We start from the raw sequence: 9,168 nt of genomic DNA on the forward strand, positions 1-9,168 counted from the left end.
AATTTAAAGCACATCACAAGGACGCAAACGGTGTTGTTGTTCGTAAGTACCGTAAATCTCATCATTATATTTTTCGTCTGCTAAATCAGATAAAAGATCGTGGTAAGCATCACTTTCACGTACAAAGTAATAAACCTTACTATCCTCATGGAGATGTTCAATATTTTTTTCTACATATGCGTCTGCAATCTCTTCAGAGATATCTTCACAATTATTCTCAGAGGGATTTATACGAAAGATTTGGATTGCATCATCTACCTCATCAACAATGCTTAGAATTTGACTTGCATCAAGTGGTCCAGACTCTGCAATGTGTTGATCTTTATCGTAGGTAACTAATAAAATTTCATCAGAATTTATAAGAATTGGATTTTCCATAATTTTTCCTCCCTAACGCCTCTTGGCGATTGTTTGTGCGTGGTTTATGGAATATATATAATACGCATAATGCATACTTGTCAACAATAAAATATGCGTTATGTGTATTTTATTTTTAACGGTATAAAAATCTTGTAAGAAGATTTTTTCTAAATGACGATTCTCATGAAAGGGGAAGGTGAATGGTTATGAAAACAATAAAAAGTGATATAGAATTAGATAACAAAATAATGCATCTGGTTTCTACATTTAGTAATGAAAGAAAAAAAGCTTTTATTTTTTTTCTTCTGCATGCAGGCGATTTAAAAGGTGAAGAATTGTTTCTTTATCTGGTTGAGTTGTTTTTTGCAGTAGATTAATAATTTGCTCATCAACAGTTTGTTTTGTGGCAGGAATTGGAAAGGAGGGGCCTTCTCCCTCTCCAGTTAATAACCATCCTTCACTAATTCTAAATGCTTTTGCATATTTCGCAGATGCCCGTGATATTCCTCTTAATCCTTGTTCGTGCTGTATATAGCTAGAGTAGTTCCAGCCAAAATATCTAGCTGCTTCTTTAGCACTTCTAAAACCACGCGCTAAACGCGCTTTTATTAATCTAGCAGATTGGTCTATCGTGTTACTAAGCATTTTTATCTCCTTAATATATTCATATTGCATATAATTGGTATGCATTTCGACTTGACTTTTAAGTACTCATAATGCATATTATTTTTTATGGGAAAAATAGCAGTAAAACAGTTACGTAAAAATCTGAATTTAACTCTGAAAGAAATGGCAGTACGGTTAGGCGTCAACAAGTCAACAGTATGGCGTTGGGAAAAATATGGTGTTCCTTCAAGAGGAGCCGTTGCATATCTTCTCGAAGCGTTATGGAATGAACAATCTCCTCCAACGCCTTCTTTTGTCAAGGGTTCCACTGTTTGCATGAAGCCATGTGAACAAAATGAAATGTTGCAATCTCAATATGAAGAAAGAAAATAAAAATGGACAATTTCGCAGCGATGATTGTGCTTTTTATAGTCAATGTAATCATGTTTTTTGCTGGCTTTTACTTTTATAAAATGACGGAAACGCATGAAAAAGAGACAGATAAAATAATGGAAAACATAATACGTAAACAAAAAGATTTAATTCAAACACAAAAAGATTTAATGGAAAAAATTAACCGCTTTTAAGACTACTCTCCTCGAGTGGCAGTAAAAAGCTGGGCCAAAAAGTAGTTTCAAGTATTTCTTCTGCATGATTTGATGAAGTGTGTTCAATGATAAAAATTGGTGTGCTTACGATATCTGGTTTTAGGTGGCGAACTGTGAAAGAAAATTCTGTTTCTTCAGATGCATCTAAATTAAAAAAATCGAAGATCTCCTGTGTTTTTAAATCTGCTACAAAAAGACTTTTTAAGGGTATATACTTTTCATTTTCTGGTTCTAAATGCATTGGATATCTTCCCAAAAGAGCACCTTTATCAAACGCAAATGGGTTTTCGTTATATAACCGAAAATTATTTATTCTCATTGTTTGCTCTGTAGGATTTTTTATGATGCCATTTACCTCTATGAAGAAGTCTTTGTCATATTTGTATGCTGTTGACTCTTTCATAGTAACCTTCAACTTTGGACCTAAGTCTCGTATTTGTTTTTCTGCCCATAAAATGGAGACGTGCTCTTTTGCGGCTTCAGCTTGTTTTTTTAGCTGTTCTAATTGCCTTTCTATATTGTCTAAATCTTTTTGGCGGACTTTGTCTGCTTCTTTACGGTTTTTATTTCTTAAAATAAGAGCCACTAAAAGAGATGCAATAAATGACAAAAAACCTGTAAGAAATATCTTTATCCATTCTTGCATCATAACTCTCCCCACTTTTTTAGAATCGTTGAAAGGGTACTTTTTTACAAATTTTTTTTCAAGACAGGCAATCACAACACGCTTTGTCATGATGCACGCATAAACACACAACAATCTTAAGGGGGGATTATGATCACTAATTTATATTTAATGAAAGAAGGGGGCGCGCATGTCTAATGGTATGCCATGGATAAGATTCCATTTGTATGACTGGATAAGTGGTACAGATGGAATGACGTTAGAGCAAAGGGGCGCTTATATGACGCTTCTCGTTCGCATGTACGATAAAAAAGCACCAATTAAAGAAGATTTTGAAACGCTTGCACGTGCTTGCAATTGTTCGCAGAAAAAATTTGCAGCTATTGTCGAATACTTAATGAGGAATGATAAACTTGTTGAGACAGATAATGGATTGTGGAATACGCGCGTTGAAGAAGAGCTGAACGATTTTGCTGATAAAAAAGAGCACATATCGCAAGTTCGTAGTGAGGCTGGTAAAAAAGGTGCACAAGCAAAAAATAATACAAAACAACATGTTAATAATTTTGCTGAAGCAAATGACAAGCAAAACGTTTTTTTTGCTGAAGCAAACGCTAAGCAAAATCAAGCTATAAAGAACCAGAATAAGAATATATATAAAAAAACTAAAACTAACGTTTTAGCAAAAAAAGAAATTGGTTCTGAAAGTTTAGAAACAAACGAACAGGTTGACGAGCCAACAGAGGTTGCTGCTGTTGAGACCACATCAGAGCAAATCACAACGGGTGTAGAAAACCAACCTCCCATTCACGAGCAAGAGAACGTTCCCAAAAAAGCAAAACGAGCGCAAGCTAATCGCGGTTGTCGATTGCCTACGGATTTTGAACCCGATTACGATTTTGCAATCGAAGAGGGCTTGCCTCCAGAGCGCGTGAAAGTCGAAATTGCAAAGTTTCGAGATTTTTGGAAAGCCTGTGCAGGAAAGAATGCTATCAAACGTGATTGGCAAGCAACATGGAGAAACTGGGTGCGAAAGGCTATCGAGGTTTTAGAGAAAACGAAAAACACGAACAACAATGGTGGAAACAATGGAAACTTTTCAAAAGATCAAAGAACTCGTGGTGGTACCGGAGAGACAATCCGTAATCTTATCGGTGCAACACAGCTTAGTGACGCCTCTACAAGATACCGTGCAACAGATAGAGCAATGTGTAACTCTGGAGTTCCCATGGACCTTGAGAAATGGCATTCAATTGACAAAAACCCTAGAGAAACAAGCTTTAGAAGCTTATCAGACTGTTCAAAACTTACTTACCGTGAAAGCGTCTGTTGAAGACATAGCAGAGGCTCTTGATGTGCTTGAAGGTGGTTTGACAATGCAAAAAGTTTCGAATGTAGAAGCGCGTGCAAAGGCTTATATCGCAGCTCTTAACGGCATTTCACTCTGGTCTTTATTGCAAGCTGTTAAAAATCTTATACGTGGTGAAGCAAAAGGCATGTCCACAACATTTGTGCCCTCATGCGCTGATCTAGCGCAGTATTGTCGTGATTTAGAAAGCAGGCTTTATGGTGTTGCTGAGAGAGTTTTTACAGCAGTTGAAAATACGCGTAACCTAGCCTTAGGAGGCAAGCGCATTTCATTCATGAGAATAGGCAAGCCTAGTGAAGAGCAACATAACAGTAGCAATTCTAAAGCGGCTTAAAACAGCAAACTAGTGAAAAGTGCTGATCATTTTACGATTAGATATGCATTTAAATCGATAAAAAAGCACCTTACAAAGCGATTTAAAGATTTTATGATAGGGAATCAACATCTGCAATATAAAACGCTCTGTATGATCAAATTTGAGGTAAATAGACCAATTGGTAAAATTAGGATTAAAGCATGTTCATTTTTAAACATTTATTCTTAACAATCCGTAAACAACCCATGCGAAAAAAGTGGGTTGCAACAGCTGTTGGTTATGTTCCTTGGGGGGACGGAGCAGAGGAGTATTTTTACAACCTCTACGAATATGAAGACGGTACAAGAGAGTGTGAAAAGTTTGATGGCGGCCAGTATTATACCACACCAGAAAATGCGGATTTTAGTACCAAAGCGCAAGTGAAAGCTTGGATATATGGGGGTGGTCTTCCGAAAAGCGTTCTCAATTACGAACCTCTTATAGATGAGATCAATAAAGAGATCAAAAAATTATCGAAAACCGCAGGAAATAAATATGTTTACAGATAAACAGCTAAGAGCCTTGTTTGGCATTATAACTTTTATATTTTTATGTTTTTTAGGAATTAAAAAAAATCCCTACTTTATTCAAAGTATTTTGANTTTTAAAACTAATAAGTGTAGCGCTTGTCGTTTTAATTTTCCCAAGTAGTTATAAAGAAACGGTTTCTTTGCCTATTATTTCTAAGTACGTGGAGTACAAGCTTTCTTTTCCATTGGATACTGTACTTTGGTACTCAGATATTGCTCTTTGGTATTCCTTTTTAGTCTGTGTATTTTTCCTTATGTTACGTACACGCAGTTTAATAAACATATCTATTTACACACTACAGTGCTCAGTTAAAAAGCTATAGTAAAATTTCCGATTTTATAAAACTGTTTAGATTAAATGGCGTTGTCTCTTCTCAACGTTCATAGATGAAATCAACAAGAGCATAAAAAACTATCGTGGGCTGCTTGATTTTAAAGAACATGACCTCTAGGTGTGAAGAAAGATGGGCTAAGTCTTTCTAAAAATGCCCTACTTGCTCTAAAGGTGAAATATGTGGGATTGGGCTGTTATGCCGAGCTTGCCACAAATCATGCTTTTGTTGCAATTTAAGCCAGAATTCCGCATCATTTAAACCCGCTTTTTCTAACCGTAAAGCTAAGTTAATACTAATCGCCGCATGGCAGTTTAAGACGCGGGATAAAGTTAAACGTGCAACGCCAAGACGATTTGCAGCTTCTGTTACTGTTAACCCTAATTCATCAAGCAATTCTTCTTTCAAAATGCCGCCAGGGTGTGGAGGATTGTACATCATAATAACACCTCAAAACTCAATGGTAATCTTGATAATCAACCAGTTCAACGTCTGTCCCAATGAAACGAAAAGTAACACGCCAATTTCCATTGACACGCATTGACCAGTAACCTTTTAAATCGCCCGTAAGCGCATGTAGACGATACGATTTAAGAGTAACTTGTTCAGGCGCGGATATTGTATCTAAAATTACTAAAATGTTTGCTAATTTTTTAGCATGCGCGGGTTGTATGCCTTTGCAGACTCCTCTTTCAAAGAATAATTTCAACCCTTTATGCTTAAAACTAACGATTGCCATATATACCCTCTTGATACTTGATACTATACACCATGCATTTATGTCAATTGATTATTTATCAAAGAGCATATTAAACATAATTTTATATGTTAAAAAACAATAATATCATTTTGAAATAATTGAAAAAATATGCAAATCATGCTAGGATTTTGTATGTATTAAAATACAAATTTAAGGTAAGAAAAAACATGCTAAATAAAGTGATGTTAATCGGGCGTTTAGGTGCTGATCCCGAAAGCAAAACAATGAATTCTAGAACAGAAGTAGTCAATTTTCGTATGGCAACTTCTGAGAGCTATACAGATAAAAATACTCATCAAAAAGTAGAGAAAACTGAATGGCATTCAGTTGTGATTTTTAATCCACATTTGGCAAAAATTGCACTTCAATATCTAAACAAAGGTTCAAAAGTTTACGTAGAAGGAAAATTACAGACACGCAAATGGCAAGATAAAAATGGGCATGACCGTTACACAACAGAGATTGTTTTACCACAATTCAAAGGCGAGTTGTATTTGCTTGATGTAAAGAAAGATCAATCTGCCCCTTCTTCCGTTACTTCTCAACATTATGCTATCGCTTCAGGTGCTGCTGATCATAGTGCATCTCTTAATGACAGCATACCATTTTGATTGATAAAATATAACAAAGAGAAACATGTGGGCTCCCACAGATTAGGGGATGTATGAAGAAGAAAGATGCTTACATTTCACAAGTGAAAGTACGTCAAGATCCTGTTAATCAATTGGCAATTGAAATGCGTGCTAAACGCTTTGGTTTGACTATTGAAGAGGCTAAAAATCCGCTTGCTGGTACTTATGTTGGGCGGCTGTGTTTGCAAGGCATGCTTACTCAAGACCAGTATGATGCTGCGCAAAAATATCTTGAAGTGAAAAATGACTATTTGTGTGCAAAAGGTTTACCAAGCGCTGTTTATGACGAAATACCATCATCTTCTGATGACAAAGCAAGAGAAAAATGGGTTGAATTTGCAACAGAACAGTTTTCTAATATGCAAGAGGCGATAAAAGAAACACAACATCTCTATAGACAGTATAATCTTTATGCAGCAATACAATATATTGTTGTCGAAGACCAAACATTACCACATCTTGTGAATTCATTGCGGGTCGCTCTTAACGCGCTTCATAAATATTTTGACAGAAAAACTAAATGGTAAATGTTGTATGTTGTTTCTTTCGCTATGACGCGAAACGTTTTTCTGTACAATTCGTTGTATTTGTATTACAGTGAATACAAATATGAGGATTGTGTTATGACGATATCTATTCGATTGCCAAGTGATCTCGAAACACGTTTGAATAATTTAGCTGCTAAGACAGGACGTACAAAGTCTTTTTATTTACGCGAGATTATTGAACATGGAATAGAGGAAGCAGAGGATTATTATTTAGCTTCACAAGTAAGAGAGCGCGTTCGAAGGGGAGAGGGTACTTTTTATAGCTCTGAAGAGGTGAGGAAAGAGCTTGGCTTGGACGATTAGGTGTTAGAAAACTGAAGCAAAGTCTGGACAAATATTTTTCACAAAAGCGCATAATCGTATTGGTTTATAACAAATATTCTACCAAATGCTCGTAGGATTTGTTGTAATGAAAATCTTTATTTTCGAAAATTGTCTCCTGCTTTTCGATATGAAATTGTTTGTATTCTTCCTTTATAGCTTTTTTCAGTGCATTCACCTTTTCTTCACCGAAGATAATTTGTAGTTTCTCTCTTGAATTTATTATATTTACGAGCATATCCCAATAGATAAATCTATTATAGCATTTTTTACTTGCTGATTTAATTTGTTCTATTGTTCCTAATTTATAAGTTTTCTCAAATGTTGGAATATTTTCAGAAATGTATAGATTATAATTATCTTTTTCATTTATGAGTTCTTTATCTTTCTCTTTACACTCATTTACCTTCCATTTTACCTCTTCGGTATAACGGTCTTCATCTAAAGAAATATATCCTTCTGTAACAGTTTCAAGAAGACGCTTATAATGAATAAAAATTTCTCTTGCTATTCTATAGTCATCCGAAATGTCATACAACAATGTCAGTAAATATTTTTTTATCCCTACTAGGCATTCATACTTAGGAGGCAAATGCCATGATTTCAGTATTTCTTCTATCTCTTCGTATTCTGTATTTTTAGACATTTCATCCCAGTAGATGTCAAGCGATTTATCATTTTTATAAAACCCATGTAACGCTTGTTTTTCGTACTCGGCTATGATCATATCATCAACCACATATAACCACCAATGCAACAAAAACATTGTAGGTTTATGACATGTTTTTTCTGTAAGGGGATCTACGATTTTTTCAACAACTATCCCGTTTTTTTTCATGAGTCGCATTGTTTTTAGATAGCTTTTCTTAAAAGCTATGTGTTTCTTGAATACATTGATTTTTTCGCAATGCTCAGCAGAAGGTTCTGTTTCCAAAGCTTTCTTATAGAGAAACGGTATTTCTTTATATCCTTGAGTACAGATCTCTTTTATGATGGGATGGTGATGTTCATAATCTTCACCTATCATTATGGGATCTTTTATTCTTAGTATATCCTTTTCCCACTGTTTAATTTCTTTATTCCATTGCCTAATCCATTTTTGCGATATTTTTCGAGTTTTTTTTAAAAGACTTTTATCCCATTTCGTAATTTGTTCTTTGTATATTTCTATTTCTCGATTTTTCTGTTCCTGAAGTAACTCGAATTGTTCTTCATAGTCATTTATTCTTAAATAGCTCCTAAAAGACAGTAAAGTTGCTATTATTAGTAATATGTTCACTGAGAATTCAAAATATAAAAACACATCGATTATTATGATTAATAAAATCGTATTTTCGAATCCTACATTCCAACCTTTCTCTCCTACCTTCGAAATGTAGTAGATCATATTTGCTGCTATTAATATTCCTCCTATGACTATAATTATTTCCATTATTCCCCCCACTTTTTGCTAATCAATAATTTAGTGCTTCCGTATAATTGATTCGTTTAGAGGATACAATTGTGAGTTATTGGGTGCTAAAGATACTAGATTTAGGTGAAAAAAATAAAAAATACACAATATAGTGATTTTTTTTGTTGACAGGATATGAAAAATAGTGTTTTATGGCATTGCTGTACTAGTCGAATTGTGTCTAGAATTACGGTAAAGGTATAACCTTTCTTATAAGTTTATATGATTGTTCAGAGCCCTGCTTTTGCGGGGTTTTTTTATTGTCTTGTTTACAAAAAGAAACACACATGAAAACCACTGAAAAACTTGCAAAAAGAACGCCCCCAAAGGCAGGTCAAGGGCGGGTAAAAGGTGTGCCAAATAAAACGACACGTATTTTGAAAGAAGCAGTGCTTAAGGCAGCAGAGCGCGCTGGTAAGAAATATGGTGATGATGGTTTGGTCTCTTATCTAGAAAAACAGGCAATCAAATGCCCCGCTGCTTATTTGGCATTGTTGGGGAAGATTTTGCCTCTTCAAGTGACAGGGGAAGATGGGGGCGCCATTAAGATGATAACGCGTGTGGAAATCGCGCCTTTAGTTCATGACAACACGACAGATTAATATTGTTCCAAAGCTTATACCGATTTTTACAGATAAGGCTTTGGTGCGTGCTGCTTGGGGTGGACGA

Annotated in this window: 15 protein-coding genes and 2 pseudogenes; 11 read left to right on the top strand and 6 right to left on the bottom strand. The window is 35.2% G+C overall.

The features are described 5' to 3' along the window. Positions 1 to 3: 3 nt before the first annotated feature. The gene (locus ACFIK4_RS00965) at positions 4 to 378 is read right to left on the bottom strand and encodes a hypothetical protein (RefSeq protein WP_375674604.1); all 375 of its coding nucleotides are present in this window, start codon (positions 376 to 378) and stop codon (positions 4 to 6) included. A gap of 273 nt (positions 379 to 651) precedes the next feature. After that, positions 652 to 1,005 (bottom strand): helix-turn-helix domain-containing protein, encoded by a 354-nt coding sequence (locus ACFIK4_RS00970; RefSeq protein ID WP_004859838.1) that lies wholly within the window; start codon positions 1,003 to 1,005, stop codon positions 652 to 654. Positions 1,006 to 1,092: 87 nt separating this feature from the next. Between ACFIK4_RS00970 and ACFIK4_RS00975 the strand changes: the two genes are divergently transcribed. After that, on the top strand, positions 1,093 to 1,359 hold the full coding sequence (locus ACFIK4_RS00975) for a helix-turn-helix domain-containing protein (RefSeq protein ID WP_375674606.1): 267 nt from the start codon (positions 1,093 to 1,095) through the stop codon (positions 1,357 to 1,359). A 2-nt stretch (positions 1,360 to 1,361) separates the two neighbouring features. After that, positions 1,362 to 1,553, top strand: coding sequence for a hypothetical protein (locus tag ACFIK4_RS00980; RefSeq protein ID WP_375674608.1), 192 nt, complete (start codon positions 1,362 to 1,364; stop codon positions 1,551 to 1,553). Here the strand turns inward: ACFIK4_RS00980 and ACFIK4_RS00985 are convergent. Further along, positions 1,540 to 2,310, bottom strand: a complete 771-nt coding sequence (locus tag ACFIK4_RS00985) for a hypothetical protein (RefSeq protein WP_375674610.1) — start codon at positions 2,308 to 2,310, stop codon at positions 1,540 to 1,542. The two genes, ACFIK4_RS00980 and ACFIK4_RS00985, sit on opposite strands and share 14 nt — an antisense overlap. A gap of 79 nt (positions 2,311 to 2,389) precedes the next feature. On the opposite strand from ACFIK4_RS00985, the gene ACFIK4_RS00990 reads away from it, so the two are divergent. From ACFIK4_RS00990 to ACFIK4_RS01005, 4 genes and pseudogenes are all read left to right on the top strand, one after another. Then, positions 2,390 to 3,532 (top strand): YdaU family protein, encoded by a 1,143-nt coding sequence (locus tag ACFIK4_RS00990; protein WP_375674612.1) that lies wholly within the window; start codon positions 2,390 to 2,392, stop codon positions 3,530 to 3,532. After that, positions 3,516 to 3,902, top strand: a complete 387-nt coding sequence (locus ACFIK4_RS00995; RefSeq protein WP_375607169.1) for a hypothetical protein — start codon at positions 3,516 to 3,518, stop codon at positions 3,900 to 3,902. The genes ACFIK4_RS00990 and ACFIK4_RS00995 overlap by 17 nt, the downstream gene beginning before the upstream one ends. A 182-nt stretch (positions 3,903 to 4,084) precedes the next feature. Continuing rightward, a complete protein-coding gene (locus tag ACFIK4_RS01000; RefSeq protein WP_375674614.1) occupies positions 4,085 to 4,432 on the top strand; it encodes a hypothetical protein in 348 nt (115 codons plus the stop codon). Continuing rightward, positions 4,419 to 4,776, top strand: a pseudogene (locus ACFIK4_RS01005) (hypothetical protein). Before ACFIK4_RS01000 ends, ACFIK4_RS01005 begins: the two are co-directional and overlap by 14 nt. 156 nt (positions 4,777 to 4,932) lie before the next feature. Here ACFIK4_RS01005 and ACFIK4_RS01010 read toward each other — a convergent pair. Next, the gene (locus ACFIK4_RS01010) at positions 4,933 to 5,226 is read right to left on the bottom strand and encodes a HigA family addiction module antitoxin (protein WP_375613679.1); all 294 of its coding nucleotides are present in this window, start codon (positions 5,224 to 5,226) and stop codon (positions 4,933 to 4,935) included. A gap of 16 nt (positions 5,227 to 5,242) precedes the next feature. Beyond that, on the bottom strand, positions 5,243 to 5,524 hold the full coding sequence (locus ACFIK4_RS01015; RefSeq protein WP_252619286.1) for a type II toxin-antitoxin system RelE/ParE family toxin: 282 nt from the start codon (positions 5,522 to 5,524) through the stop codon (positions 5,243 to 5,245). Positions 5,525 to 5,712: 188 nt separating this feature from the next. Between ACFIK4_RS01015 and ssb the strand changes: the two genes are divergently transcribed. The 3 genes from ssb to ACFIK4_RS01030 all read left to right on the top strand — a co-directional run bounded on the left by ssb (position 5,713) and on the right by ACFIK4_RS01030 (position 7,028). Next, positions 5,713 to 6,156, top strand: a complete 444-nt coding sequence (gene ssb, locus ACFIK4_RS01020; RefSeq protein ID WP_375674616.1) for a single-stranded DNA-binding protein — start codon at positions 5,713 to 5,715, stop codon at positions 6,154 to 6,156. A gap of 53 nt (positions 6,157 to 6,209) precedes the next feature. Continuing rightward, complete coding sequence (locus ACFIK4_RS01025; RefSeq protein ID WP_375674618.1) at positions 6,210 to 6,704, top strand: hypothetical protein; 495 nt, start codon at positions 6,210 to 6,212, stop codon at positions 6,702 to 6,704. 96 nt (positions 6,705 to 6,800) lie between these two features. Continuing rightward, positions 6,801 to 7,028: a DUF6290 family protein gene (locus ACFIK4_RS01030; RefSeq protein ID WP_375633767.1), complete on the top strand. Its 228-nt coding sequence runs from the start codon at positions 6,801 to 6,803 to the stop codon at positions 7,026 to 7,028. 64 nt (positions 7,029 to 7,092) lie between these two features. Here ACFIK4_RS01030 and ACFIK4_RS01035 read toward each other — a convergent pair whose 3' ends face one another. After that, positions 7,093 to 8,478, bottom strand: a complete 1,386-nt coding sequence (locus tag ACFIK4_RS01035) for a hypothetical protein (protein ID WP_375674621.1) — start codon at positions 8,476 to 8,478, stop codon at positions 7,093 to 7,095. Positions 8,479 to 8,786: 308 nt separating this feature from the next. Here ACFIK4_RS01035 and ACFIK4_RS01040 point away from each other — a divergent pair, with 308 nt between their 5' ends. Further along, entirely contained in the window at positions 8,787 to 9,101 is a 315-nt protein-coding gene (locus tag ACFIK4_RS01040; RefSeq protein ID WP_273724397.1) for a hypothetical protein, read from the top strand. Further along, positions 9,082 to 9,168, top strand: a pseudogene (locus ACFIK4_RS01045) (terminase); the annotation flags it as partial. The gene ACFIK4_RS01040 and the pseudogene ACFIK4_RS01045, both read left to right, overlap by 20 nt.

The organism is Bartonella sp. AP9QHHD (genome assembly GCF_042195625.1).
Classification (GTDB): Bacteria; Pseudomonadota; Alphaproteobacteria; order Rhizobiales; family Rhizobiaceae; genus Bartonella.

Excerpts from the sequence above, each read along its gene's own strand:
- ACFIK4_RS00965 (WP_375674604.1), bottom strand. The coding sequence starts at position 378 with ATGGAAAATCCAATTCTTATAAATTCTGATGAAATTTTATTAGTTACC.
- ACFIK4_RS00970 (WP_004859838.1), bottom strand. The coding sequence starts at position 1,005 with ATGCTTAGTAACACGATAGACCAATCTGCTAGATTAATAAAAGCGCGT.
- ACFIK4_RS00975 (WP_375674606.1), top strand. The coding sequence starts at position 1,093 with ATGGGAAAAATAGCAGTAAAACAGTTACGTAAAAATCTGAATTTAACT.
- ACFIK4_RS00980 (WP_375674608.1), top strand. The coding sequence starts at position 1,362 with ATGGACAATTTCGCAGCGATGATTGTGCTTTTTATAGTCAATGTAATC.
- ACFIK4_RS00985 (WP_375674610.1), bottom strand. The coding sequence starts at position 2,310 with ATGACAAAGCGTGTTGTGATTGCCTGTCTTGAAAAAAAATTTGTAAAA.
- ACFIK4_RS00990 (WP_375674612.1), top strand. The coding sequence starts at position 2,390 with ATGTCTAATGGTATGCCATGGATAAGATTCCATTTGTATGACTGGATA.
- ACFIK4_RS01000 (WP_375674614.1), top strand. The coding sequence starts at position 4,085 with ATGTTCATTTTTAAACATTTATTCTTAACAATCCGTAAACAACCCATG.
- ACFIK4_RS01010 (WP_375613679.1), bottom strand. The coding sequence starts at position 5,226 with ATGATGTACAATCCTCCACACCCTGGCGGCATTTTGAAAGAAGAATTG.
- ACFIK4_RS01015 (WP_252619286.1), bottom strand. The coding sequence starts at position 5,524 with ATGGCAATCGTTAGTTTTAAGCATAAAGGGTTGAAATTATTCTTTGAA.
- ssb (WP_375674616.1), top strand. The coding sequence starts at position 5,713 with ATGCTAAATAAAGTGATGTTAATCGGGCGTTTAGGTGCTGATCCCGAA.
- ACFIK4_RS01025 (WP_375674618.1), top strand. The coding sequence starts at position 6,210 with ATGAAGAAGAAAGATGCTTACATTTCACAAGTGAAAGTACGTCAAGAT.
- ACFIK4_RS01030 (WP_375633767.1), top strand. The coding sequence starts at position 6,801 with ATGACGATATCTATTCGATTGCCAAGTGATCTCGAAACACGTTTGAAT.
- ACFIK4_RS01035 (WP_375674621.1), bottom strand. The coding sequence starts at position 8,478 with ATGGAAATAATTATAGTCATAGGAGGAATATTAATAGCAGCAAATATG.
- ACFIK4_RS01040 (WP_273724397.1), top strand. The coding sequence starts at position 8,787 with ATGAAAACCACTGAAAAACTTGCAAAAAGAACGCCCCCAAAGGCAGGT.